This window comes from Pseudonocardia ammonioxydans (assembly GCF_900115005.1).
In the GTDB taxonomy this organism is placed as follows: domain Bacteria; phylum Actinomycetota; class Actinomycetes; order Mycobacteriales; family Pseudonocardiaceae; genus Pseudonocardia; species Pseudonocardia ammonioxydans.
This window is the reverse complement of the sequence record NZ_FOUY01000001.1, coordinates 364,293-389,324: the sequence shown is the minus strand read 5'-3', so window position 1 is coordinate 389,324 and position 25,032 is coordinate 364,293. Positions and strand designations below refer to the sequence as shown.

Sequence of the window (25,032 nt, the reverse complement as noted above, 5' to 3'; positions counted from 1 at the left end):
TCCCGGGTGGTTCGGGCGCCACTGTTGATGCATGGACATCGCAGCGCAGAACACCACCACTTCCTCTTCCACCGGTCCGGCCGCGGGCGCCGCCGGCGCGTACGACCCCACCGCCCAGGACGCCGTGGGGGCCGGCGGAACCACCGGTGCGCCCGAGGCGGCCGGCAGTCCGGGGACGTCCGGTTCCGCGGGGGGCGCGGCCGCCGGGCTGGGCGATCGGCTCGCCGCGTACCGGATGCGGCGCAGCACCACCGACAAGATGCTCGGCGGGGTGTGCGGCGGGCTGGCCCGGGACCTCGGGGCCGACGTGGCCCTGCTCCGGGTGATCGTGCTGGTGCTCACCCTGGTCACCGGCGGCGCCGCCGCCCTGGTCTACCTGGCCGCCTGGCTGGTCGCCCCGGCCGAGTGACGGCCGGGTGACGGCGGGCCCGGCCGCGCCCACCGGCGGACCGGCCGCGGGCGCACCGCCACTCACGAGGGGGAGTGGCGGCGCGCACCCGTGGTCACCCGGTGCGGTGCGCGGTGCGGACATGCCGCGGGGGCGGCACCGGCGAACCGGTACCGCCCCCGCGGGTGGTGCTGGGTGGCTGGGAGCCGACCCCTGATCAGGAGATCAGAAGTCCATGCCGCCCATGCCGCCGGTCGGGTCGGCGGGGGCGCCGCCGCCCTTCTCCGGCTTGTCGGCGATGACCGCCTCGGTGGTGAGGAACAGGGCCGCGATCGAGGCCGCGTTCTGCAGCGCCGAGCGGGTCACCTTGGCCGGGTCGATGATGCCCGCGGCGACCAGGTCCTTGTACTCGCCGGTGGCGGCGTCGAGGCCCTCACCGGTGGGCAGGTTGCGGACCTTCTCCGCCACGACGCCGCCCTCGAGGCCGGCGTTGATGGCGATCTGCTTGAGCGGGGCCTCCAGCGCGACCTTGACGATGTTCGCGCCGGTGGCCTCGTCACCGTCCAGGCCGAGGCCCTCGAACAGGCCCGCACCGGCCTGGATCAGGGCGACGCCGCCGCCGGCGACGATGCCCTCCTCGACGGCCGCCTTCGCGTTGCGGACGGCGTCCTCGATGCGGTGCTTGCGCTCCTTGAGCTCGACCTCGGTGGCCGCGCCGGCCTTGATGACGGCGACGCCGCCGGCCAGCTTGGCGAGGCGCTCCTGGAGCTTCTCGCGGTCGTAGTCGGAGTCGGTGCGCTCGATCTCGGCGCGGATCTGGTTGACCCGGCCGGCGATCTGCTCGTTGTCCCCGGCGCCGTCGACGATGGTGGTCTCGTCCTTGGTCACCACGACCTTGCGGGCGGTGCCCAGCAGGGACATGTCGGCGTTCTCCAGCTTGAGGCCGACCTTCTCCGAGATCACCTCGCCGCCGGTCAGGATCGCCATGTCGGCGAGCATCGCCTCGCGGCGGTCACCGAAGCCCGGGGCCTTGATGGCGACGGACTTGAAGGTGCCACGGATCTTGTTGACGACCAGGGTGGCCAGCGCCTCGCCCTCGACGTCCTCCGAGATGATCGCGAGCGGCTTGCCCGACTGCATGACCTTCTCCAGCAGCGGGAGCAGGTCCTTGACGGTCGAGATCTTGGAGGAGACGAGCAGGACGTACGGGTCCTCGAGCTCGACCTCCATCCGCTCGGCGTCGGTGACGAAGTACGGCGAGATGTAGCCCTTGTCGAAGCGCATGCCCTCGGTGAGCTCGAGCTCGAGCCCGAAGGTCTGCGACTCCTCGACGGTGATGACGCCTTCCTTGCCGACCTTGTCCATCGACTCGGCGATGAGCTCGCCGATCTGCTTGTCGGCGGCGGAGATCGACGCGGTGGCCGCGATCTGCTCCTTGGTCTCGACCTCCTTGGCGCTCTTCAGCAGCGCCTGGGAGACGGCCTCGGTGGCCTTCTCGATGCCCCGCTTGAGCGACATCGGGTTCGCGCCGGCGGCCACGTTGCGCAGGCCCTCACGGACCAGCGCCTGGGCCAGCACGGTGGCGGTGGTGGTGCCGTCACCGGCGATGTCGTCGGTCTTCTTGGCGACCTCCTTCACCAGCTCGGCGCCGATCTTCTCCCAGGAGTCCTCGAGCTCGATCTCCTTGGCGATCGACACGCCGTCGTTGGTGATGGTCGGCGCGCCCCACTTCTTCTCCAGCACGACGTTGCGGCCACGCGGGCCCAGCGTCACCTTGACGGCGTCGGCGAGGGTGTTCATGCCCCGCTCCAGGCCGCGGCGGGCCTCCTCGTCGAACGCGATCTGCTTCGCCATGGGGTGTTGCCCTCCGATAGAGGTGAGTCGAGAGATCGGATGCGGTGCCCGCGACGGACGGTCGGCTACCCTGCGCCGACCTCACCGACCCGACCTGGCACTCCACGGACACGAGTGCCAGTGGATGCTGAGCCCGTTTCTAGCACTCGCCCGTATCGAGTGCAAGCTGGTGGGGCAGGGGCCGGACGGCGACGGCGCCCGGGCAGGATGGTGGCATGAGTACCTGGTCGGAGGCCGGTCCGCGCACCGTCGAGCAGCATGCCGCGGCGGTGGCCGCGCTCCTGGGGCCGACCGGTACCGAGACCGTACCCCTGGCCGACGCGAGCGGGCGGGTGCTGGCCGAGGACCTGAGCGCCGGGGTGGCGCTGCCGCCGTTCGACAACTCGGCCATGGACGGTTACGCGGTCCGCGCCGCCGAGCTCGCCGGTGCCTCGGAGTCGGCGCCGGTGGAGCTCCCGGTGGCCGCGGACCTGCCGGCCGGCCGCACCGACGTGCCCGCGCTGGAGCCGGGCACCGTGGCGCGGATCATGACCGGCGCCCCGGTCCCCGAGGGGGCCGACGCGATCGTCCCGGTCGAGCGGACCGACGCCGGCACCGAGCGGGTCCGGATCACCGCGGCGCCGGAGCCGGGTGCCTTCGTGCGCCGGGCCGGGGAGGACACGACGGCCGGTGCCGTGCTGCTCACCGCGGGGACGGTCCTGGGTGCCCCGCAGATCGGCCTGGCGGCCGCGGTGGGACGCCCGGTGCTGCCGGTTCGCCGCCGCCCGCACGTCCTGGTGCTCTCGACCGGCTCCGAGCTCGTCGCGCCCGGCGAGCCACTACAGCCCGGCCAGATCTACGAGTCGAACGGGACGATGCTGGCCGTCGCCGTCCGCGAGGCGGGGGCGACCGCGGAGCTGCTCTCCTTCGTGCCCGACGACGTCGAGCGGTTCCGGGCGGTGCTCGCCGACCGCGCCTCCGGAACCGGCCCCGACCGTCCCGACCTCGTGCTGACCTCCGGCGGCGTCAGTGCCGGCGCCTACGAGGTCGTCAAGGACGCGATGACCGGGCACGGCGTCGAGTTCGGCAAGGTCGCGATGCAACCGGGCGGGCCGCAGGGCTGCGGGCGGCTCGACCTGGGCGGGACGAGCGTGGCGGTGGCGACGCTGCCGGGCAACCCGGTCAGCTCGCTGGTGTCGTTCGAGGCGTTCGTCCGCCCGGCACTGCGTGCCGCCATGGGCCACCCGGCGCCGGCGCGTCCGGTCGTCTCCGCCCGGCTGGCGGGCGAGCTGTCGTCGCCGGCCGGGAAGCGCCAGTTCCGCCGGGGTGTGCTCGACGCGACCACCGGGACGGTGGCCGAGGTCGGCACCGCCGGATCGCACCTGATCGCGGCGCTGGCCCGGGCCGACTGCCTGATCGACCTCCCCGCGGCGACCACGTCGGTGGCCGACGGCGAGCCGGTCGCCGTCTGGTTGCTGGACACCTGAGCCGGGTGCGGGACGACGTCCTGCTGCGGTGAGCGGTGCCACCCGGTCTCCGCGCCGGAAGCGTTGCGCGACAGTGTTATCACTCGCACGGCGCCCGGCTGGGCCGAAAGTGTGACCTGTTTCATAGGCAATGGGGGCAACGAACTCACCCCGCGCGACGTCTATCCCGGTGCGCGTTCGGCCGAACGAGGTAGATCACGGTCGACATCCGTTGTGATCTGGACTGCCGGACGCCGGGGAGGAATACTTCAGTTCGCGAGGGGGTAGACCCTTCGCAGCACAGGACCCACCGCCCGTCGCTGGGGAGCGGACGAGCGGTTCCACGGCCGGGGTCGTCGTCTCGGGGGACGACGGCCCCGGCCCTTTGCGTGGGTGGGGTCGTGCTCTCCCCGGCCGCCGATCCGCCTCGGCGTGAGGCGGTGATCGTGCCAGGCCCTGCCGCCGGATCCGCGAACGAGGTGTTCACCGGCGTGTCCCGGTCGTCCCGCCGGTGGTGCGGGCCGGGTCCCCGCGTAGCGTGGCGTTCCCCAACCGGAGCATCAGGAGTCCACGACCCGTCATGGCCCAAGGAACCGGGACCTCGCCGACCCACATCGCCCGTCTGGTCCGGGACGCGATCCCGCCCATGCACCCGGGAGGGCGGCCGATCGTGGCCGGAGTCGCGCTCGCCGCGGCCGGGCTCCGCGCCGTCAGCGGCCGCGGCACGCTGCCCGGCCTGCTGGCCACCGCGGCCACGGCACTGTTCTTCCGGGACCCGACGCGGACCCCGCCGCTGCGTACCGATGCCGTCCTGGCCCCGGCCGACGGCACGGTCGCGAGCGTCACCGAGGCCGTCCCGCCTGCCGAGCTGGACCTGCCGCGTGAGCCGCACACCCGCGTCTCGGTGTTCCTCACGGTGCTCGACGTGCACGTCCAGTGGGTGCCGGTGGACGGCCGGGTCGCCGCCGTGCGCTACCTGCCCGGGACGTTTCTGTCGGCCGATCTCGACAAGGCCAGCGAGGACAACGAACGCAACGCGCTCACCTTCGTCCGCCCGGACGGCGTGCGCGTCGGCGTGGTGCAGATCGCCGGGCTGCTGGCCCGCCGGATCGTGTGCCCGCTGGCCGGCGGAGACGAGGTCGCCGCGGGTGAGCGGTTCGGGCTGATCCGTTTCGGGTCCCGTGTCGACACCTACCTGCCCCCCGGTACCGAGGCGCTGGTCCGGCCCGGGCAGCGCACGGTCGGTGCGGAGACGGTGCTCGGCGTCGCCCCGGTGCGGGCGGGGGCCTGACGGGATGGGGATCGGCCGTCCGGCCAACGGGTATCCCGCCGGTGTGCGGCTGCTGCCCAACGCGGTCACCGTCCTCAACCTGTGCGCCGGGCTCTCGGCCGTCTACTTCGCCCTGCAGGGGCGCTTCGACCTCGCGATCGGCGCGGTCCTCGCGGCCGCGCTGTGCGACGCCCTCGACGGCGGCCTGGCCCGGCTGCTGGACGCCTCCAGCCGGATCGGTGCCGAGCTGGACTCGCTGGCCGACCTGGTGTCGTTCGGGGTCGCGCCGGCACTGGTGATCTACATCTGGGCGTTCGAGGACACCCGGGCCGGCTGGATCGTCGCGCTCGTCTTCGCGGTGTGCATGGCGCTGCGGCTGGCCCGGTTCAACACCCTGATCGACGACGACAGCGCGCCGCCGTTCGCCCGCGAGTTCTTCGTCGGCGTCCCGGCCCCCGCCGCCGCGATGACCGCCGGCATCCCGCTGTACCTGTGGCTGCACTTCGGCGAGGGCTGGTGGTCGGCCGACCCGCTCGTCGGGGTCTGGGCACTGTTCACCGCCGGGCTGATGGTGAGCCGGGTCCCGACCGTGTCGCTGAAGACGGTCCGGGTGCCGCAACGCGCGATCGCCCCGCTGCTGGTGGGGGTCGCGGTGATCGTCGCGGTGCTCCTGACGGTGCCGTTCCTGGGCGTCACGATCGCCGCGGTCGGGTACCTGCTGCTGCTGCCCTACACCGCCTACCGCTACCGCTGGCTGGCGCGCCACCCCGAGGCGTGGGACGTCCCGGGACGGCAGCGCCGTGCCGTCGCCCGGGCCGCCCGCTCGGCCCGGCGGCTGGGTCTGCGCCCGCCGCTGCGCCGCCGGGTCGCCGGCCGGGCCGGTGCCATGGCGCGCGGGGTGCGTCGGCGGCTGGACCCCGAGGGTGCCGCCCGGCGGGAGAACGCCGCCAACGGGCGGGCCGTGCGCGGCCCGGGAGTCGCCCCCGCCCCCCGCGGCTCGGGCCGGCGGTTGGGCCTGCGCCGCCGCTGACGCTCGCCGAGCCCGCGAACGCTCGCCGGACCCGCCGCTGACGCTCACCGAGCCCCGAGAGCTCGCCGGACCCGGCGCAGACGCTCACCGAGCCCGGAAACGCTCGCGGAACCGGGGAACGCTCACGGGATCGGGTGAGCGTTGCCGGGTCCGGTGAGCGTCGCCGGATTCGGTGAGCGTCTGCGCCGGCCGCGGGGAGGAGGTGCCGGGGCACACGGCCCGGGGGTGGGTCCCGTGCCCATGGCTCGGGCCGGCGGTGGGGCCTGTGCCGTCACTGATGCTTGCCGAGTCCGGGAACGCTCGCGGAGCCCGAGAACGCTCGCGGAACCGGGGAACGCTCGCGGGATCGGGTGAGCGTTGCCCGGATCGGGTGAGCGTCGCCGGATCCGGTGAGCGTCTGCGCCGGGACGCGGGGAGGGCCCCGGGGCGCGGCCCGGATAGCGTGGCGCCGTGGGAGATCCCTCGCTGACCCTGCTCGCCCGCCTGGCCCCGGCGGCCTCCGACGCCCGGCGCGGGGTGATCCGGTTGCATCCCGAGGTGCTCGCCGGGCTCGGCCTGCGTTCCTGGGACGCGGTCACGCTCACCGGGGCCCGGGTGACGGCGGCGCTCGCGGTCGCCGGCGACGGTACGACCCCGCACGGGCAGGCCCGGCTCGACGACGTGACCCTGTCCAACGCCGGGCTGACCGACGGGGCGACGGTCGTCGTCGCGCCGGCGTCCGTGTCCGCGGCCCGGGAGGTCCGGCTCCTGGGGTCCCGGCTGGCGACCGTCACGGTCAGCCCGGAGACACTGCGGCTGGCGCTGATGGGCAAGGTCCTCGTCCGCGGCGACGCCGTGTCGCTGCTCCCCCAGGACATCGAGCCGCCGCCCGGCTCGGACGTCGGTTCGGTGCGCCGCGCACTGGCCGCCGCGGTGGGCGGGGCGTGGACCTCGGAGCTGCTGACCGTCGCCGTCGCGGCCCCGGATGGCGGGCCCGTGGTCGTGCAGCCGTCCACAGTGGTCGGCTGGGAGGGCGGCACCGACACCGGGACGGTGGCCCCCGTGCCGGCGCGGGCCGGTTCCGGGGCTGCACCGGGCGGCGGTGCCGGGGCGCCGGACGGGGCCGGTGGGACCCACCGGCCCGGTTCGCCGGCCGGTCGCGGCCCGGCCGGATTCGTCGGCAGCCCCGGTGCAGGCGCCGCCGGCCCGGCCGGGGACGGCGGAGGCCTCCCGGGACCCGGGACGGCGCCGGATGCGGTCCGCGGTGCGGAGCAGTGTGCGCCGGGGACGGGACCGGGGTCGGGGGAGGCCGCCGCCGACCCACCGCCCGCGCTCGAGGACCTGGCCGCGGGAGAGCCGGTGGCCCGACGGCTCCTCGACTGGCTCGAGCTGATGTTCCGGCGTCCCGAGCTCCTGACCCGCCTCGGCGGGAGCGCCCGGCTCGGGGTGCTCGTCACCGGGCCCGAGGGCGCGGGCAAGGCGACACTGGTGCGCAGCGCGGCCGCGGCCGCCGGGGTGCGCTGCGTGGAGCTCGTCGCACCGGCGGTGGCCGCCGTGGAACCGGCGGCCGCCGCGGAGCGGGTCCGGGCCGCGATCGCCGAGGCCCGCTGCACCCCGGACGACCCGGCGGTGCTGCTGGTCCACGACGCCGACGCGCTCCTCCCGGCGTCGAACCCGCCGCCGCTGGCGACCCTGGTGCTCGACGAGCTGCGGGCCGCCACCGCGCCCGGCGGGCCGGCGCTCGTGGTCACCAGCGCCGCGCCGGAGGCGCTCGACCCGCGGCTGCGGGCGCCCGACCTCGTCGACCGTGAGCTCGCCGTCCCGCTGCCGGACACCGCGACCCGGCGCGCCCTGCTGGAGCGGCTGCTGTCGGGCGTCCCGCGGGCCGGTGACGTCGACCTCGGGGTGATCGCGGCCCGGACTCCGGGCTTCGTCGTGGCCGATCTGGCCGCGGTCCGGCGGGAGGCGGCGATCGCCGCCGCGTTGCGCGGTGGCGAGGCCGGGGCCGAGCAGGTCTGTCAGCAGGACCTGCTCGACGCGGTCGGGTCGGTCCGCCCGATCTCGCTCTCCGGTGGCGGCACGCTGAGCCACGGGGGCCTCACGCTCGCCGACGTTGGCGACATGGCCGAGGTCAAGCAGTCGCTCACCGAGGCGGTGCTGTGGCCGCTGCGCCACCCGGACTCGTTCGCCCGGCTCGGTGTGGACGCGCCCCGCGGCGTGCTCCTGTACGGCCCGCCCGGCGGGGGCAAGACCTTCCTGCTGCGCGCGCTGGCCGGTTCCGGGGACCTCAACGTGTTCGCGGTGAAGGGCGCCGAGCTGCTCGACAAGTACGTCGGCGAGTCCGAGCGTGCGGTCCGGGAGCTGTTCCGGCGGGCGGCCGAGGCCGCGCCCGCGCTGATCTTCCTGGATGAGGTGGACGCGCTCGCCCCGCGCCGCGGCGGCTCGACCGACGCCGGTGTCGCCGACCGGGTGGTCGCCGCGCTGCTCACCGAGCTGGACGGGGCGACGCCGCTGCGGGAGGTCGTCGTGGTGGGGGCCACCAACCGGCCCGAGCTGATCGACCCGGCGTTGCTGCGGCCGGGCCGGCTGGAGCGGCTGGTGTTCGTCCCACCGCCGGACGCCGAGGCCCGAGCGGACATCCTGCGTGCGGCCGGGCGTGACGTCCCGCTGGCCGACGACGTCGACCTCGACGCGCTCGCGTCCGATCTGGACGGCTACTCGGCCGCCGACTGCGCGGCGCTGCTGCGCGAGGCGGCGCTGACCGCGATGCGGGAGTCGCTCGATGCGGGCGAGGTGACGGCCGCGCACGTCACGACGGCCCGGGAGACGGTGCGGCCGTCGCTGGACCCGGCGCAGGCCGCCGAGCTGGAGGCCTACGCGGCGCGCCGCACCGGCTGAGTGCTGGAAGGACGACGGCCCCGGACGGATGCTGTCCGTCCGGGGCCGTCGGCGCGCCGGGGAGCGGGGTCGGGTCAGGCCGCCGAGAAGTCCTGCGTGACGATCACGATCATGCCGGGGGTCGCGTCCTGGATGCCCTCGAACCGGGGCTCCACGCGCATGCCGAACTTCTTCCCGACCTCCTCCGCGGCGGCCTTCTCCGGCGTGCCCTCGCGGTAGTAGACGGTCGAGGTCGGGATGACGCCCTCGGCGTAGTTCTGCACCTGGGACACGTCCCAGCCGCTGGTCCGGAACCGGCCGGCCGCCTTCTCGGCGAGGCCGCGGATCGTCGAGTTGTTGTAGATCCGCACGGCCGGACGGGCGGCGGTGTCGGCCGATCCCTCGCCGGCCGCGGCCCCCTCGGAGCCTCCGGGCGCGGCCGCCTGGGGCGGCGCCGGTACGGCCGGGCCCACTCCCTCGTAGCCGGGGGAACCCGGGGTCCCGGGCGCGCCCGGGGTGAACGGGGAGGCGTCCGCGCCGGGGGCACCCGGGGTGCCCGGTGCGCCGGGGGTGTCCGGGGAACCCGGCGCACCCGGGGCGCCGGGCGTTCCGGGAGCAGCGCCCTCCTGGCCCGGAGCCGGTGCGGCACCGTCCGCGCCGGGGGCGGGCGGTGCCTCGCCCGCACCGGGGGGCGGGGCACCGTTCTCGCCGCCGGGGTTCGGCTCGGCCGAGGCCGGCGGCGGGGCGGCCTGGGAGCTCTCGTCACCGTTGGCGAGGCCGGACAGGCCGACGATGCCGGCGACCGCGCCGGCACCGATCAGGGCGATGCCGGCGATCTTCAGCGGCGACGGTCCGCCGGATGCGGGTGCGGTCATCGTGACCTCCGGATGAGGCTCGAGCTGCGGATCACGGCTGTCTGTCGTCCGGTTCGCTCAGGGCTCGATGCCCAGGCGGCGGGCGGCGCGGGTGCGCTGCCGGCTGGAACGCAGCCGGCGCAGGCGCTTGACCAGCAGCGGGTCGACAGCCAACGCCTCCGGCTTGTCGACCAGTGCGTTGAGCACCTGGTAGTAGCGGGTGGCGGACATGTCGAACAGCTCGCGGATCGCCTGCTCCTTGGCTCCCGCGTACTTCCACCACTGGGCCTCGAACGCGAGGATCTCGCGCTCGCGGCGGTCGAGGTCGCGCGAGGGGGCGGCGGAGCGCCGGTGCGCACCGCGGTGTTCCGACAGGGACCCAGCGGACTCCATCACGCTCCTCGAGCGGCCGACGAACTCGACCGGCGGCCCTGGTCGGGGCGTTGCCGGCCCGAATGACACGTCTGTCATTCGCGGCTCGGATTGAACCACACCGGACCGACAGGAACCGGGTGCGACGCGCCTGATGAGGAGGAACGGTGCGGGCACCGTACCCTGCAAGGGTGACGGTTCTGCGCATCCGGATGGTCGGCGACCCCGTCCTGCACCGCCCCACCCGGCCCGTCGAGCGGGTGGACGACGAGCTCCGCACCCTCGTGGCCGACATGTTCGAGACGATGGCTGCCGCGCACGGCGTCGGCCTCGCCGCGAACCAGGTCGGTGTCGACCTGCGGCTGTTCGTCTACGACTGCCCCGACGAGGAGGCCCGCGTCATGCGTCGCGGGCACGTGCTCGACCCGGTGCTGGAGACCAGCGAGCGGCCCGAGGTCATGCCGCACCCGGACGACGACCAGGAGGGCTGCCTGTCGGTCCCCGGCGAGAACTTCCCGACCGGGCGCGCCGAGTGGGCCCGGGTCACCGGGACCGACCTCGACGGCAACCGGGTCGAGATCGAGGGCAAGGGGTACTTCGCGCGCTGCCTGCAGCACGAGACCGACCACCTCGACGGCCACCTCTACCTGGACCGGCTCATCGGCCGGAACCAGCGGGCGGCGCGCAAGATGCTCAAGCACAACGGCTGGGGCGGCGCGGAGGACTCGTGGGACCCGGCGACGACCGCCGCCGAGGACGTGCCGCGGGACTGAGCGGCGGGGGTGGCCCCTCGACCGAGGGGATGAGGCGCGGCTGCTCTGAACCGTACCTCCGGCTGATGCCGGTGACCCGGTCACAACGGCATCGTGGATCCCATGCTGCTGACGATCCTGGCCGTCGCCCCGGTGCTCGCCGTCCTGCTCGTGATGGCCGCCCAACCGCTGTTCGAGATCTGGGACGCCCGCGCGTCCGAGCGGGCCGCCCGGTCCGGAGCGGACGACCACCGCGCTGCGACGGAGCCCGCGCCGGAGCCGGTGTGGCCGGGCCCGACGGCCTACCCGGAGTCGCCGGGGCACGTCGCCGCGGCCCTGCGCATCCCGGCGCCGCGTCGGCCGCTCCCGGTCCGCGGCGCCCCGGCGACCCACTGAGCCCGCCGAGCCCGCCGAGCCCGCTGAGCCGCCGAGCCCGCTGAGCCCGCCGAGCCGACTGAGCCCGCTGAGCCGACTGAGCCGACTGAGCCCGCTCAGCCGACCAGCCGGTTCTCCCACGCCCACGCGGCGATCTCGACCCGGTTCCGAGCGTCCAGCTTGGACCCGATGTTGCCCAGGTGGGTCTTGACGGTGGAGAGCGAGACGAACAGGTCCCCGGCGATCTCGTGGTTGGTCCGGCCGCGCGCGACCGCGCGGACGACCTCCAGCTCGCGCGCGGACAGCCCGACCGGGTCCACCGGCCGGGCCGGTTCGGGCTCGGTGAGCCGTTCCAGCAGTCGCACCGTGATCGACGGGGAGACGAGCGCGTCGCCCGCGGCCGCGGCCCGCACGGCCTCCACCAGCAGCCGCGGGCCGGCGTCCTTGAGCAGGAACCCGCAGGCCCCGGAGCGCAGCGCCCCGTAGACGTACTCGTCGAGGTCGAACGTCGTCACCACGACGATCCGCGGCGGCGACGGGTCCGCCGCCAGCGTCCGGGTGGCCTCGATACCGTCGGTGCCGGGCATCCGGATGTCCATGAGCACCACGTCCGGGCGCAGCTCGCGGGCCAGCGCGATCGCGTCGTCGCCGGTCCCGGCCTCGCCCAGCACCTCGATGCCGTCCTCGGCGGAGAGGATCAGCCGGAAGCCGGTGCGGACCATCTCCTGGTCGTCGGCCAGCACGACACCGATGCTCACCGCGCCCCGCCCAGCGGCAGCTCCACCTGAACCAGCCACGCACCCGGGCCGTCCGGCCCGACCTGCAGCGTCCCGCCGAGCGCGCCGACCCGCTCCGCCATCCCCGCCAGGCCGAACCCGCCCCGGCCGAGCGCGGACGGCCGCCGGTCGGGCGCGCCGCCCTCGTTGCGCACGCTCACCCCGAGCGCCCCCTCCCGCCTGTGTAATCCGATGTGGACCGATGTCGCGTCCGGTGCGTGCCGGTGCACGTTGGTCAGAGCCTCCTGCACGACCCGGTACGCCGTCGCGCCGACCCCCGGTGGCAGGTCGTCGAGGCCGGGCCCGCGGTCGAGCGTGGTCCGTGCCCGGGCCGGGTCGAACCGGTCCACGAGCTCGTCCACATCGGATGGCCCGTGGGTGACGGCGCGACCCGCCTCCTCGCCGCCGCGCAGCACCCCGACCATCCGGCGCATCCCGGCCAGCGCCTCGGCCCCGGCGCGCTCGATCGACTCCAGCGCCGGACCGGCCTCCTCGGGACGGGTGCGGGCGACGGTGACGGCGGCCTGCGCGGCCACGACGATGCCCGTCACGTGGTGCGCGACGACGTCGTGCAGCTCACGGGCGAGCTCGAGGCGCTCGGCGGAGCGGGCCTGCGCCAGCCGGGCCTCGCGCCGCACCCGGACCTCGCGCAGCACGGCGGCGATCGCGACGGTGGACGCCCAGCCCAGCCCGGCGAGTGCAACGGCGATGTTCCGGTCGACCGCGCCGACGGGGAACCGCAGTGCGGGCAGGCCGACGATCACCACGAACGCGCAGGCGGCGGCCACGACGGCCGTCCCGCCCGCGGCGAGGCGGACCGTCGCGACGGTGACCACCGCCAGCGCGAAGAGCTCGGTCAGCGACACCACGGGAGGCCCGCCGGTGACCACCGCCGTCAGCGAGAGCAGCGCGGAGAGCACTGCCGCGGCGGTCATCACCGCACCCGCGGGCCTGCGGTACCGGGCCAGGACGACGGCCGCCACCAGCGCGCCGGCGACCGGGCCGGACCAGGGGAAACCCAGGGGGCCGGCCAGGCCGGGCCCGGCGAGCACGTCGATCCCGAGCCAGAACAGGTAGGCGAACACCTCGCAGGTGAACAGCAGCGCCCGCGGCCGGGCGGCGGGCCGCGCCCCGTCCCGGGGGACGACGGCGGTCGGTCCGGACATGGCGCTCACCCTAGGGCGGAGATCGGCGGGCCGGCCTCGGCCGGAAGTACGACCCGGGTACGGCCGGGGACCGTCCCGTGGTCCGATGCGCCGGGGCCGGTACGCGCGGCACCGTCATGACCGTGCTCGATGTGCTGATGAACATCGCGGCCGTCATCGGCGGCGTGGTGCTGTTCCTGATGTTGCTGACCATCGCGGCGCTGCCGCTGCTGCAGGAGTGGGGGGAGCAGCGGTGACGGCGCCACGGGTCGCGGCGGCCGCGATCGGCCTGGTCCGCGCCTACGGCGAGGGCCGCGGGGCGGTCCGGGCCCTGGACGGGGTCACGCTGTGGCTCCCGGCCGGCCGGTTCACCGCGGTGATGGGCCCGTCGGGATCCGGCAAGTCCACCCTGCTGCACTGCCTGGCGGGTCTGGACCGCCCGACCGCGGGGCAGGTCCTGCTCGGGGACACCGACCTCGGCGCGCTCGGCGAGGCCGCCCGCACCGCCGTGCGGCGGGACCGGATCGGGTTCGTGTTCCAGGACGGCAACCTGCTGGGGCACCTGAGCGCCGGGGAGAACATCGATCTCGCGGCGTCGCTGGCCGGTCGACGCCCGGACCGCGGGTGGCGGACGGAGCTGGTCGACCGGCTCGGGATCGGCGACCGGTTGCGGCACCTGCCGGGGGAGCTGTCCGGCGGCCAGCGGCAGCGGGTCGCCGTGGCCCGGGCGCTGCTCGGGCGGCCGGAGATCGTCGTCGCCGACGAGCCGACCGGTGCGCTGGACACCGAGTCCGGCCGGGAGCTGCTGGGCCTGCTGCGCGGCTGCGTCGACGACTACGGCCAGACCGTCGTCATGGTCACCCACGACCCGCTGGCCGCCTCGGTGTCCGACCAGGTGCTGCTGCTGCGCGACGGGACCGCCGCGGGCCGGCTCGCCGACCCGACGCCCGGCACCGTCCTCTCCGCACTCGGCGAGCTGGGCACCGGTGGGCGGCGCCCGGCGCCGGTGCCGTCGTGAGGGCGCTGAACCCGGCGACCCGCGCGGCCGTCGCCGGGATCCGCCGGAACCCCCGGCAGACGGTGCTGACCGGGCTCGCGGTGCTGGTCGCGACGGTGTTCTCGACCGGGTCGGTGGTGTTCACCGACACCCTGCGCGAGGCGCTGCTCGCCGGTGCCCCCGATCCGGAGTCGGTGTCCGCCACGGTGGCCTCGGTGCTGGCCGGGCTGTCGGTGTTCGTCGGGCTCGCCCTGATCGCCGCGACCGTGGTGGTCGGCTCGACGTTCCGGATCGTGCTCGCCCGCCGCGGCCGGGAGCTCGCGTTGCTGCGCTGTGTCGGTGCGAGCCGCAGCCAGGTGACCCGCTCGGTGCTGGCCGAGGCGGCCGTGACCGGACTGGTGGCGGGCGTCGGCGGAGCAGTGGTCGCCGTGGTGGCGGGGCACCTGACGATCGCGGTGCTGCAGATGTCCGGTGTGGACGTTCCGGGGCCGGTGCTGCAGCCGGCCGGGCCGGTGGGCTGCGTGCTGCTCGCCGTCGTCGCGACGGTCGTCGCTGCGGTGCCGTCCGCGCTCGCCGCGGGCCGGGTGCCCCCGGTCGTCGCGCTGGGCGAGGCCGACGGCGCCGAGGCGCGCGGACCGGACGCCCGGCGACGGGTGCCGCTCGCGGTGATGCTCGTCGTCGCGACGGTCGCGGTCGGCGCCCGTGGCCTGGCCGTCCCGGACGCGCTGGGGGCGCTGGGGCTGGTGGCGCTCAGCGGGATGGTCCTGTTCGCCGCGCTGGTGGTGGCCGGGCCGCTCCTGGTGGCGGCCGCCGCGACGGCGCTCCGGCCGCTCGCGGCACGCTCCGCCCCGGCGCGGCTGGCCGTCGCGAACGCCCGCCGGGTGTCCCGGCGCACCGCTGCGACGACGACCGTCCTGGCCCTCGGCGTCGGGCTCACCGCCGCGCTGCTGGTCGGCATCGAGGGCGCGAGCGCGGACGCCAGGGCCTCGATCGAGCGCAACTATCCGGCCGAGGTCCTGGTCCTGCCCGACGACCGCGCGACCGCACCCGACCGGACGGAGCGCCAGGCCGTGGCGGACGCCGCTGCGGCGCGGCTGGCCGAGCGACCCGAGCTGCGGGTCCGCACCGACGGGACCGAGGTGCTCGTCGACCCGGCACCGGGCGCCGATCCGCAGGCGGTCCGGGACGCGGTCGCGTCGGCCGGCGACGGTGCCGGCACCCAGGTGATCTGGACGGCGGAGCGACGGGCGGAGACCGAGCAGGTGCTCGGGACCGTCCGGGCCGTCAGCACCGGACTGGTCGGGGTGACGCTGGTCGTCGCCGTGCTCGGGATGGGGGTCACGCTCGCGCTGTCGTTGCACGAACGGACCCGCGAGATCGCGTTGCTGCGCGCGCTGGGCCTGACCCGGTCCGGCGCGCGGTACGCCGTCGCCGCGGAGGCGGCGATCGCCGGGCTGGTGGGGGCCGTGCCCGGCGTCGTGCTCGGAGCGGGCTACGGCGTGCTCGGCCTGCTCGCGGTCGGCATCCCCGTACCGACGCCACCGGCCGGGCAGCTGGCCGGGCTCGGGACCGGCATCGTCGTGGTCGCGGTGCTCGCCGCCGCCGCCTCGATGCGGCGGGTCGGCCGGGTGGCGCCCGCGCACGGGCTCGCCACGGGCTGACCCGGGACCGCCGGTGCCGCCCGCACGAGGGGGCGGGCGCGCACCGGCGCCGGTCAGGCCGCCTTCGGCTCGAGCAGGAACACCGGGATGGTCCGGGAGGTCTTCTCCCGGTACTCGGCGTAGGGCGGGAAGGCCGCGACCGAGCGGTCCCACCACTCCTGGCGCTCGGTGCCGGAGATCTCACGGGCGACGTAGGTGCCGGTCCGCGTCCCGTCCTGCACCGACACCTCGGGGTGCGCGAGCACGTTGTGGTACCAGGCCGGGTGCTCGGGGGCGCCGCCCTTCGAGGCGATCATCGCGTAGGCGCCGTCGTGCTCGACGCGCATGACCGGCACGTACCGCTTCTTACCGGAGCGCGCGCCGGTCGTCGTGACCAGGACGATCGCGCGGTCCAGCACCGTCACGCCGTCGGTCGTCCCGGCCTCGAGGATCTTCTCCGTCTGCTCGCGGACCCAGTCGGTCGGGCTCAGCTCAGCGTTCTGCGTCATGCCGGTGGACAACCCGGCACCCGCCGTGATCATTCCGCGCGTGCGGGTGAGAACCGTCGAGGGGCTGGCCCCCGGCGCCCGGCGGCGCCTACGGTGCGGGTGCACGATCAACTGAACACGCGGGAGCTCCGTCGCGCGGGGCTGAGAGGGCGACACACCGATCCACGGTCGCCGACCGCAGAACCGGCCGGGTAATGCCGGCGAGGGAGGACTGTCGTCATGACGGCTGCACCGGAACACGCGCGTCCGCAGGTCACCACCGGCCCGATCGCGGGTTCGGCGAAGGCCCACCTCGAGGGATCGGAGGGCCTGCGGGTCCCGGTCCGGCGGATCGCGCTGAGCAACGGCGAGCACCACGACGTCTACGACACCTCCGGCCCCTACACCGACGACTCCGTGGTGATCGACGTCCGCGCGGGACTGCCCGCGCTGCGCGCACCGTGGATCGCCGGCCGGGAGCCGGGGACCCAGCTGTCGTACGCCCGGACCGGGGAGATCACCCCGGAGATGCGCTGGATCGCCGTGCGGGAGCAGTGCGACGCCGAGCTGGTCCGCGCCGAGGTCGCCCGTGGCCGCGCGGTGATCCCGGCGAACGTCCACCACCCCGAGGCCGAACCGATGATCATCGGGAAGCGCTTCCTCACCAAGGTCAACGCCAACATCGGCAACTCCGCGGTGTCGTCCTCGATCGAGGAGGAGGTGGAGAAGATGGTGTGGGCGACCCGGTGGGGCGCCGACACCGTGATGGACCTGTCCACCGGGCGTGACATCCACACCACCCGCGAGCGGATCCTGCGGAACTCGCCGGTCCCGGTCGGCACCGTGCCCATCTACCAGGCGCTGGAGAAGGTGGACTCGGACCCGGCGCGGCTGTCCTGGGAGATCTACCGGGACACCGTGGTCGAGCAGTGCGAGCAGGGCGTCGACTACATGACGGTGCACGCCGGGGTGCTGCTGCGGCACGTCCCGCTGACCGTGAAGCGGGTGACCGGGATCGTCTCCCGGGGCGGGTCGATCATGGCTGCGTGGTGCCTGGCGCACCACCGGGAGTCGTTCCTGTACACGCACTTCGCCGAGCTGTGCGCGATCCTGCGCCGCTACGACGTCACCGTCTCCCTCGGCGACGGGCTGCGCCCGGGCTCGATCGCCGACGCCAACGACGAGGCCCAGCTCGCCGAGCTCGCGGTGCTCGGCGAGCTGACCGGGATCGCGAAGGCGCACGACGTCCAGGTGATGATCGAGGGCCCCGGCCACGTCCCGCTGGACAAGATCGTCGAGAACGTGCGGCTGGAGGAGGAGTGGTGCGACGAGGCGCCCTTCTACACCCTCGGCCCGCTCGCCACCGACATCGCGCCGGGCTACGACCACATCACCTCGGCGATCGGCGCCGCCCGGATCGCCGAGGCCGGTACCGCGATGCTCTGTTACGTCACGCCCAAGGAGCATCTGGGCCTGCCGAACCGCGACGACGTCAAGGTCGGCGTGATCAGCTACAAGATCGCTGCGCACGCCGCGGACCTGGCCAAGGGGCACCCGCACGCCCAGGCCCGCGACGACGCGTTGTCCCAGGCCCGGTTCGAGTTCCGCTGGCGCGACCAGTTCGCGCTCTCACTCGACCCGGACACCGCGCAGGCCTACCACGACGAGACGCTGCCGGCCGAGCCCGCGAAGACCGCGCACTTCTGTTCGATGTGCGGCCCGAAGTTCTGCTCGATGAAGATCACCCAGGACGTCCGGGACTACGCCGAGCAGCACGGGCTCACCAGCGTCGAGGCGATCGAGGCGGGGATGGAGGAGAAGGCCGGGGAGTTCCGTGACGAGGGCGGCCGGGTGTACCTGCCGATCTCGGCGTCGGACACCGCCGGGGACTGACCGGCGCGGGAGCGTCAGAGCAGCGCGTCGAGGTCCAGGTCGAGGGGAACGGCTGCGCGGCGGTGTGCCGGCCGGTGACGACGCCGCCGTCCGCGTAGCCGAACTCCCCGGCCGAGTGGCAGGCGAGCAGGGTCACCGGGTCCGCCACCGCGGGCTCGGAGGGCTGTGCGCTCGTGGACGACCTCCTCGGGCACACAGTGTTCTCGGGCACACAGTGTTCCACGCACCCCCGACGATCCGGCTGTCGCGACAGCCGGCGGGACGAGCGGATACCGTCCTCGCCGGAGGACGACGACACGCACGACGCGGGAGCTCGCCGGGGAGCGGGCTGAGAGGGCGGCTGGGTACGGCCGGGCGGAGCGCCCGGCACGGGCCGGCGTCGCCGACCGCGGAACCGGCCGGGTAATGCCGGCCAGGGAGGACGACACCATGCCCGATCCCACCGTCGGCACCACCCCGCCGCGGGTCATGACGATCGCCGGCACCGACTCCGGCGGCGGCGCCGGGATCGCCGCCGACCTGCGCGCGTTCGCCGCGTGCGGGGTGCACGGCTGCCTCGCCGTGTGCGCGGTGACCGTGCAGAACACGGTCGGCGTCACCGGCGTCCACACCATCGGGGTCGACACGATCGCGGGCCAGATCGGCACCGTCGCGTCCGACATCGGGCTGCAGGCCGCGAAGACCGGGATGCTGGCGAACGCCGAGATCATCGCCGCGGTCGCGGCGGCGTGCGACGACAACGGCATCGGCGTCGGCCGCGCCACCCCGCTCGTCGTCGACCCGGTCGCCGCGTCCATGCACGGCGACCCGCTGCTGGCGACCGAGGCCCTCGACGCCTACCGGTACACGCTGTTCCCGCGGGCCACCGTCGTCACCCCGAACCTGGACGAGATCCGGCTCCTGGTCGGTCACGACGTCCGGGACCGCGACGGTCAGTACGCCGCGGCGACGGCGCTGCACGCGCTGGGCCCGCGGGCGGTGCTGGTCAAGGGCGGTCACCTGCCGGACGGTGCCGGTGGGGCGGACGGCTGCCTGGACCTGCTCCACGACGGCGAGACGTTCGTCGAGCTGCCCGGGCCGCGGTTCGACACCGGCAACACCCACGGCGGGGGCGACTCGCTCGCCGCGGCGATCGCCTCCGGGCTGGCCCGCGGCCTGTCCCTCACCGACGCCGTCCGGTTCGGCAAGCGCTACATCGTCGAGTCGGTCCGGCACTCCTACCCGCTCGGGGCCGGGCACGGGCCCGTCTCCCCACTGTGGGCGGTCCGGCCGTGGTGGGACGAGCCCGCCCCCTAGCCGCGAGCCGTCCGCCGCCGGGTCGGCTCTCCGGATACTCGGACATCCGCGCGACGTGGTCGCCGCGTCTGCGGGACAACGCCATCGCCCGGCGGGTAAGGGTGCCCTGACCTGCGGATCGACATGCCACGGAGGCCTCGCCGCTGTCGGTGGCCGCGTATACGCTCGCGCCCGATGAGCATCTTGGGTACCCGCGTCGTTCGCACCGAGGATCCGGTCTTCCTCACGCGCGGCGCGACCTACACCGACGACCTGACCGACGAGCGGCTGACCGGGGCGTTGCACCTGACGCTCGTCCGCTCGCCCCTGGCCCACGCCGAGATCACCTCCATCGACACCTCGGCGGCGCTGGAGTCGCCCGGTGTCGTCGCGGTGGTCACCGGCGCCGACCTCGACATCGCGCCCGCGCTGCTGTTCCCCGGCGCGAACAAGGCGATGACCCGGCAGTTCCTGGCGTCCGACCGGGTCCGCTTCGTCGGCGAGCCGGTGGCCGCGGTGCTGACCGAGGAGTTCTACCAGGGCGAGGACGCCGCCGAGCTGGTCGACGTGGAGTACGAGCCGCTGACCGCGGTGATCGACCCGCTCGAGGCGGTGCGCGACGAGACCCTGCTGTTCCCCGAGGCCGGCACGAACACCGCCGCCGCCTACGGCCACGGGACCGAGCCGGACCCGTCCTGGTTCGACGGCTGCGAGGCCGTCGTCACCCAGGACATCGTGAACCAGCGCCTCGCCGCCGCCCCGCTGGAGACCCGCGCCGCGAGCGCGTTCTGGGAGGGCGACCGGGTCACGATCTACCTGTCCAACCAGAACGCCCAGGGCGGGCGGGACGAGATCGCCGGCTGGCTGGGCCTGGACAAGGACAAGGTCCGGGTCGTCCTGCCCGACGTCGGTGGCGGTTTCGGTGCCAAGATCGGCTCGGACCCGGAGTTCGCGCTCGTGGCGTGGCTGGCCCGCCGGCAGGGCCGCCCGGTGCGCTGGAACGAGTCCCGCTCGGAGAACATGACCGGGATGGTGCAGGGCCGCGCCCAGCGCCAGACCGTCACGATCGGCGGCACCCGCGAGGGCCGGGTGACCCACTACCGGCTCGACGTCGTGCAGGACCTGGGCGCCTACCCGCGCCTGGGCACCGCGTTGCCGGTGTTCACCCGGATGATGGCGCCCGGCACCTACGACATCGAGAACGTCGAGTCGCGGGCCCGCGCCGTGGTCACCAACACCACGTCGGTCGCGGCCTACCGCGGCGCAGGCCGTCCGGAGGCGACCGCGGCGATCGAGCGGGCGATGGACCTGTTCGCCGCCGAGATCGGCAAGGACCCGGCCGAGGTGCGCAGGCTCAACGTCGTCGCCCCGGACAAGTTCCCGTTCCAGACCAAGGGCGGCGCCGAGTACGACTCCGGTGAGTACGCCAAGGCGCTCGACCTGGCGCTGACCGAGGCGGGCTACGAGCGGCTGCGGGCCGAGCAGAAGGCGCGCCGCGAGCGCGGCGACGTCCGCCAGCTCGGCATCGGCGTCTCATCCTATGTGGAGATCACCGGTGGCGGGGCGTACGCCGAGAACGCCTCGGTCGAGGTGCACGACGACGGCTCGGTGACCGTGCTGACCGGTACGTCCCCGCACGGCCAGGGGCACGCCACGGCCTGGGCGATGCTGGCCTCGGACCAGCTCGGCGTCCCGCTGGAGAAGGTCACCGTCAAGCACGGGGACACCGACCTGGTGCCGCAGGGCGGCGGCACGATGGGCTCGCGCAGCCTGCAGACCGGCGGCGTCGCGGTGCACCAGGCCTCGGCCGAGCTGATCGACCTGGCCAAGCAGCGCGCCGCCGACCTGCTCGAGGCGAGCGTCGACGACCTGGAGCTCGACCCGGCGAACGCGGCGATCACGGTCAAGGGCGTGCCCGGCGCGAAGAGCGTGACCCTGGCCGAGCTGGCCGCCGCGGAGCCGCTCAAGGTGGACACCACCTGGGACGGCGAGAAGCCGACCTTCCCGTTCGGCGCGCACGTCTGCGTGGTCGAGGTCGACACCGAGTCCGGCAAGGTCACCGTCGAGCGGATCGTCGCCGTCGACGACGCCGGCCCGATCCTCAACCCGCTGCTGTGCGAGGGCCAGCGGCACGGCGGCATCGCCCAGGGCATCGCCCAGGCGCTGCTCGAGGAGGTGCTCTTCGACGAGGAGGGCCAGCCGCTCACCGGCACCTTCGCCGACTACGGCATCCCCTCGGCGGCCGAGCTCCCGAGCTTCGACCTGGTCGAGATGACCACGCCCACCCCGATCAACCCGATGGGGTACAAGGGCATCGGAGAGGCCGGGACGATCGGGTCCACCCCCGCCACCCAGAGCGCCGTCATCGACGCGCTGTCCCACCTCGGCATCACCCACATCGACATGCCCCTGACCCCGCTGCGGGTCTGGGAGGCCATCCACTCCGCTGCGGAGGGAAGCAAGTGAAGGTAGAGATCACCGTCAACGGCGAGGCGACCAGCGCCGACGTCGAGCCCCGGCAGCTGCTCGCGCACTACGTGCGCGACACCGTCGGGCTGAAGGCCACCAACATCGGCTGCGACACGACCTCCTGCGGCGCCTGCACGGTGCTGCTCGACGGCGAGGCCGTGAAGTCCTGCACCGTGCTCTCGGTGCAGGCCGACCAGCAGTCGGTCACCACGATGGAGGGGCTCGACGGCGCGGCCGACGGGCGCCCGGAGCACCCGGTCACCGCCGCGTTCCACGCCGAGCACGGCCTGCAGTGCGGCTTCTGCACCCCGGGCATGGTCATGTCCGCGGTGTCGCTGATCAACCATGACGACGAACTCGACGAGCGGAAGGTCCGCGAGGGCCTGGAGGGCAACCTCTGCCGCTGCACCGGATACCACAACATCGTCCGCGCGGTGCTCGTCGCGGCCGGCAAGGACCCGGACGCCGCGCAGCAGGCGGAGGCCGAGTCCGACGCGCTGCGCACCGCGCCCGGCTTCTCCCGTGGGGAGGGCGCATGATCCCCCTCGCCTTCGACTACGCCCGCCCGGACACCCTCGACGACGCGATCGCGCTGCTCGCCGAGAAGGGCGAGGACGCCAGCGTCCTCGCCGGCGGCCACTCGCTGATCCCGGTCATGAAGGTCCGGCTCGGCGCGCCCGAGTTCCTGATCGACATCGGCCGGCTGCCGGAGCTGTCCTACATCCGGCTCGACGAGGCCGCCGGGGAGGTCGCGATCGGTGCCGGGACCAAGCACCGCGACGTGGTGAACTCCGAACTGCTCGCGGCGGAGGTCCCGCTGCTGCCGGCCGTCGCGCGCACGGTCGGCGACCCGCAGATCCGGGCCCGCGGCACCCTCGGCGGCACGCTGGCGCACGCCGACCCGGCCGCCGACCTGCCCGCCGCGGTGCTCGCGCTGGACGGCACGGTCGTGCTGCAGGGCCCGCGCGGGAAGCGCTCGGTGCCGATCGGCGAGTTCTACACCGGAGTGTTCACCAGCGTCCGCGAGCCGGACGAGCTGATCGTCGAGATCCGGATCCCGCGCTGCGGCGACCGGGGCTGGGCGTACGAGAAGTTCACCCGGCGCTCGAACGACTGGGGCATCGTCGGCGTCGCCGTGTCCGGTGACCGGATCGGCCTGGTCAACATGGGCTCGACCGCGCTGCGGGCCACGGCGACCGAGCAGGCGCTGGCCGAGGGCCGCCCGATCGCCGAGGCGGCCGCGCTCGCCGCCGAGGGGACCGAGCCGCCGTCGGACACGCACGGCACCCCCGAGTACCGCACGCACCTGGTGCAGGTGCTGACCCGCCGCGCCCTGGAGACGGCGCACGGCCAGCGCTGACCCGCCGCCACAGGAAGTCCCGGGGGCGGGCCGTCAGACCAGGCCCGCCTCCTGGGCGGCGATGGCCGCCTGGGTGCGGGAGCGCAGCCCCAGCTTCGCCAGCACCCGCGACACGTGCGTCTTCGTCGTCGCCTCGGAGATCACCAGCTCCGTCGAGAGCTCCGCATTGGACAGCCCGCGGCCGAGCCCGCCGAGCACGTCCCGCTCCCGCGCGGTGAGCTGGTCGAGCCCCGGAACCGACGACGGCTGCGGGGCCCCGGCGTAGCGGGAGATCACCCGGCGGGTCACCTCCGGGGCGAGGACGCCGTCCCCGCGGGCGACCGCGCGGACCCCGTCCTGCAGCCGGGTCGCGTCCACCGACTTCAGCAGGAACCCGCTCGCCCCCGCGGCGAGCGCGCCGTCGACCAGCTCGTCCAGGTCGAACGTCGTCAGCACCAGCACCTGGGCCGAGCCCTCGTCGAGGATGCGGCGGGTCGCCTCGATCCCGTCGATGCCGGGCATCCGGATGTCCATGAGCACCACGTCCGGCCGGTGCTCGGTGGCCGCGCGCACGGCGTCCAGCCCGTCCCCGGCCTCGGCGACGACCTCGATGTCCGGTACCGACCCGAGGATGAGCACCAGCCCGGTCCGTACCGCCTCCTGGTCGTCCGCGACGACCACCCGCACCCGTTCCACGTCCGACATCCCAGCACGCGGCGCCGGCGCCCGCGTCCCTCGAAGGATGCAGGCGCCCGGTGCTCAGCCCGCGGCCGGGACCGGGGTGGCCGGGTCGCCGTCGAGCGCGGCGGTGAACCGGGGCACGGCCTCCTCGAGGGCCTTGGGCAGGCTGAGCACCGAGCCGAACGACAGGGTGCCGTTCAGCGTGCTGAGCTCGGGCATCAGCACGGTCCGGCCCTCCTCGACCACGCGCAGGCCCTGGGCCACCGGGTCGGTGGTGAAGCGTTGCTGCGCCTGGTCGCCGTACAGCCCGACGAGCAGCAGGTCGGCCTCCAACAGCGAGAGCCGCTCGCGGCTGAGCATCTGCGGCGCGCGCTCCGGGCCGGTGAAGATCGCCTCGGCGGCCGGCGGCATGGTGAGCCCGAGGTCGACGAGGAACCGGGGCGCGGGGCCCTCGGCGTAGAGGTAGTAGGAGCCGTCCTCGAGCACGGTGGCCAGCAGGGCGGTCTTCCCGGCGAACTCGGGGTGCTCGGCCCGCGTCGCGGCGAACTGCCCCTCCACCTCGCGGGTCAGCTCGGCGGCGCGCTCGGGCTGCCCGAGCGCGGCCCCGGTCATCTCCATGATCTTCTGCCAGGGCGCGCCGTAGTCGGCGAACTCGCCCGGCTGCGCGACGGTCGGCGCGATCCGGGACAGCTGGTCGTAGTCGGCCTGGGTGAGGCCGCCGCTCGGCGCGAGCACGACGTCCGGGGCCAGCCGCGCGATCTGCTCGAAGTCGATCTCCTCGACCGGCAGCACCTCGGGCACCGTCCCGCCGGCCCGCTCCTGCGCCCACGGCCACAGGGCGCCGGGGTGGCCGCCGAACCACTCGCGGACACCGACCGGCACGGTGCCCAGCGCGATCGCGTAGTCCTGGTCGGTGAGCCCGAGGGTGACCACCCGGGCCGGGGTACCGCTGACCTCGGTGCTGCCGAACTTGTGCGCGATCGTGCGTGCACCGGCGCCCGACCCGTCGTCCGCACCGGAACCGCCGCCGCCGGCACACCCCGCGAGCAGGGCGGCGAGGCCGAGGCCTCCGGCGGCGCGCAGCAGGGTGCGCCGTTCGATGGGCAGGGACACGAGGGGCCTCCGCGGGGCTG

At 74.9% G+C, this 25,032-nt stretch carries 22 protein-coding genes; 14 read left to right on the top strand and 8 right to left on the bottom strand.

The genetic code is table 11. From position 1 onward, the window contains the following. Window positions 1-31 precede the first annotated feature (31 nt). Window positions 32-409, top strand: coding sequence for a PspC domain-containing protein (locus BM093_RS36930; RefSeq protein ID WP_245773230.1), 378 nt, complete (start codon window positions 32-34; stop codon window positions 407-409). A 204-nt stretch (window positions 410-613) separates the two neighbouring features. Here the strand turns inward: BM093_RS36930 and groL are convergent, their stop codons facing one another. Further along, entirely contained in the window at window positions 614-2,242 is a 1,629-nt protein-coding gene (groL, locus tag BM093_RS01780) for a chaperonin GroEL (protein WP_093336096.1), read from the bottom strand. Between the two features lie 215 nt (window positions 2,243-2,457). Here groL and moeA point away from each other — a divergent pair, with 215 nt between their 5' ends. The 4 genes from moeA (at window position 2,458) to BM093_RS01760 (ending at window position 8,864) form a co-directional block, all read left to right on the top strand. Continuing rightward, on the top strand, window positions 2,458-3,708 hold the full coding sequence (gene moeA / locus BM093_RS01775) for a molybdopterin molybdotransferase MoeA (RefSeq protein ID WP_093336093.1): 1,251 nt from the start codon (window positions 2,458-2,460) through the stop codon (window positions 3,706-3,708). Between the two features lie 559 nt (window positions 3,709-4,267). Beyond that, on the top strand, window positions 4,268-4,978 hold the full coding sequence (locus BM093_RS01770) for a phosphatidylserine decarboxylase (RefSeq protein WP_093336090.1): 711 nt from the start codon (window positions 4,268-4,270) through the stop codon (window positions 4,976-4,978). 43 nt (window positions 4,979-5,021) lie between these two features. Next, window positions 5,022-5,987, top strand: a complete 966-nt coding sequence (pssA, locus tag BM093_RS01765) for a CDP-diacylglycerol--serine O-phosphatidyltransferase (RefSeq protein WP_425439089.1) — start codon at window positions 5,022-5,024, stop codon at window positions 5,985-5,987. A gap of 450 nt (window positions 5,988-6,437) precedes the next feature. After that, the gene (locus tag BM093_RS01760) at window positions 6,438-8,864 is read left to right on the top strand and encodes an AAA family ATPase (RefSeq protein ID WP_093336085.1); all 2,427 of its coding nucleotides are present in this window, start codon (window positions 6,438-6,440) and stop codon (window positions 8,862-8,864) included. Window positions 8,865-8,938: 74 nt separating this feature from the next. Here BM093_RS01760 and BM093_RS01755 read toward each other — a convergent pair whose 3' ends face one another. Next, window positions 8,939-9,718, bottom strand: coding sequence for a LytR C-terminal domain-containing protein (locus BM093_RS01755; protein WP_093336082.1), 780 nt, complete (start codon window positions 9,716-9,718; stop codon window positions 8,939-8,941). A 57-nt stretch (window positions 9,719-9,775) separates the two neighbouring features. Further along, window positions 9,776-10,090: a nucleoid-associated protein NapA gene (gene napA, locus BM093_RS01750; RefSeq protein ID WP_093336079.1), complete on the bottom strand. Its 315-nt coding sequence runs from the start codon at window positions 10,088-10,090 to the stop codon at window positions 9,776-9,778. A gap of 170 nt (window positions 10,091-10,260) precedes the next feature. Here napA and BM093_RS01745 point away from each other — a divergent pair, with 170 nt between their 5' ends. Both BM093_RS01745 and BM093_RS01740 read left to right on the top strand, forming a co-directional pair. After that, window positions 10,261-10,842, top strand: coding sequence for a peptide deformylase (locus BM093_RS01745; protein ID WP_093336076.1), 582 nt, complete (start codon window positions 10,261-10,263; stop codon window positions 10,840-10,842). 102 nt (window positions 10,843-10,944) lie between these two features. After that, window positions 10,945-11,217 (top strand): hypothetical protein, encoded by a 273-nt coding sequence (locus BM093_RS01740; protein ID WP_093336074.1) that lies wholly within the window; start codon window positions 10,945-10,947, stop codon window positions 11,215-11,217. A 95-nt stretch (window positions 11,218-11,312) separates the two neighbouring features. Here the strand turns inward: BM093_RS01740 and BM093_RS01735 are convergent, their stop codons facing one another. Then, a complete protein-coding gene (locus BM093_RS01735) occupies window positions 11,313-11,954 on the bottom strand; it encodes a response regulator (protein WP_093336071.1) in 642 nt (213 codons plus the stop codon). After that, on the bottom strand, window positions 11,951-13,138 hold the full coding sequence (locus tag BM093_RS01730; RefSeq protein WP_093336069.1) for a sensor histidine kinase: 1,188 nt from the start codon (window positions 13,136-13,138) through the stop codon (window positions 11,951-11,953). Before BM093_RS01730 ends, BM093_RS01735 begins: the two co-directional genes overlap by 4 nt. 232 nt (window positions 13,139-13,370) lie before the next feature. Here BM093_RS01730 and BM093_RS01725 point away from each other — a divergent pair, with 232 nt between their 5' ends. Then, entirely contained in the window at window positions 13,371-14,135 is a 765-nt protein-coding gene (locus BM093_RS01725; protein ID WP_093336066.1) for an ABC transporter ATP-binding protein, read from the top strand. Next, a complete protein-coding gene (locus BM093_RS01720) occupies window positions 14,132-15,775 on the top strand; it encodes an FtsX-like permease family protein (protein WP_093336060.1) in 1,644 nt (547 codons plus the stop codon). Before BM093_RS01725 ends, BM093_RS01720 begins: the two co-directional genes overlap by 4 nt. Window positions 15,776-15,828: 53 nt before the next feature. On the opposite strand, the gene BM093_RS01715 is transcribed toward BM093_RS01720, so the two are convergent. After that, window positions 15,829-16,263 carry a nitroreductase family deazaflavin-dependent oxidoreductase gene (locus BM093_RS01715; RefSeq protein ID WP_093336587.1) on the bottom strand — a complete coding sequence of 145 codons (435 nt, stop codon included), beginning with the start codon at window positions 16,261-16,263 and terminating at the stop codon, window positions 15,829-15,831. Between the two features lie 219 nt (window positions 16,264-16,482). On the opposite strand from BM093_RS01715, the gene thiC reads away from it, so the two are divergent. From thiC to BM093_RS01690, 5 genes are all read left to right on the top strand, one after another. Continuing rightward, window positions 16,483-18,135 (top strand): phosphomethylpyrimidine synthase ThiC, encoded by a 1,653-nt coding sequence (thiC, locus tag BM093_RS01710; protein ID WP_093336057.1) that lies wholly within the window; start codon window positions 16,483-16,485, stop codon window positions 18,133-18,135. 429 nt (window positions 18,136-18,564) lie between these two features. Continuing rightward, window positions 18,565-19,431: a bifunctional hydroxymethylpyrimidine kinase/phosphomethylpyrimidine kinase gene (gene thiD / locus BM093_RS01705; protein WP_093336054.1), complete on the top strand. Its 867-nt coding sequence runs from the start codon at window positions 18,565-18,567 to the stop codon at window positions 19,429-19,431. A gap of 174 nt (window positions 19,432-19,605) precedes the next feature. Next, entirely contained in the window at window positions 19,606-21,876 is a 2,271-nt protein-coding gene (locus BM093_RS01700) for a xanthine dehydrogenase family protein molybdopterin-binding subunit (RefSeq protein WP_093336051.1), read from the top strand. Continuing rightward, a complete protein-coding gene (locus tag BM093_RS01695) occupies window positions 21,873-22,418 on the top strand; it encodes a (2Fe-2S)-binding protein (protein ID WP_093336048.1) in 546 nt (181 codons plus the stop codon). Before BM093_RS01700 ends, BM093_RS01695 begins: the two co-directional genes overlap by 4 nt. Then, window positions 22,415-23,239: an FAD binding domain-containing protein gene (locus BM093_RS01690; protein ID WP_093336045.1), complete on the top strand. Its 825-nt coding sequence runs from the start codon at window positions 22,415-22,417 to the stop codon at window positions 23,237-23,239. Before BM093_RS01695 ends, BM093_RS01690 begins: the two co-directional genes overlap by 4 nt. A gap of 33 nt (window positions 23,240-23,272) precedes the next feature. Here the strand turns inward: BM093_RS01690 and BM093_RS01685 are convergent, their stop codons facing one another. After that, window positions 23,273-23,923, bottom strand: coding sequence for a response regulator (locus BM093_RS01685; RefSeq protein WP_093336042.1), 651 nt, complete (start codon window positions 23,921-23,923; stop codon window positions 23,273-23,275). A 54-nt stretch (window positions 23,924-23,977) separates the two neighbouring features. After that, window positions 23,978-25,012, bottom strand: coding sequence for an ABC transporter substrate-binding protein (locus BM093_RS01680; RefSeq protein WP_093336039.1), 1,035 nt, complete (start codon window positions 25,010-25,012; stop codon window positions 23,978-23,980). Window positions 25,013-25,032 lie beyond the last annotated feature (20 nt).